This window comes from Enterococcus sp. HMSC078F03 (assembly GCF_001811595.1).
GTDB lineage: Bacteria > Bacillota > Bacilli > Lactobacillales > Enterococcaceae > Enterococcus > Enterococcus faecalis.
Genome location: NZ_KV805567.1, coordinates 1 through 275 on the forward strand (window position 1 = coordinate 1; position 275 = coordinate 275).

The window sequence follows — 275 nt, forward strand, 5'->3', positions numbered from 1 at the left end:
AGTTCCATTAAATATTTCCCGATGAAAGGCTTGGCTCACAAAGAAGAATACCAAGCAGTAGCAGCAGCTTGTGCCAAGTATGACTTTTATTTAGAGCCAACAGGGGGCATTGATTTAGAAAACTTTGAAGAAATTGTTCAAATTGCGGTGAATGCCGGCGTTAAAAAAATCATTCCTCATGTCTACAGCTCAATTATCGATCAAGAAACAGGGGACACTAGAACAGAAGACGTGAAAACGTTACTAACCATGATGAAAAACACATTGAATAAGTA

General features: G+C 38.2%; 1 protein-coding gene. It reads left to right on the forward strand.

Annotated elements, in window-relative coordinates; genetic code table 11:
* The coding region (locus HMPREF2810_RS08460) for a KDGP aldolase (protein WP_070635602.1) at window positions 1-275 on the forward strand (275 nt) is incomplete at both ends.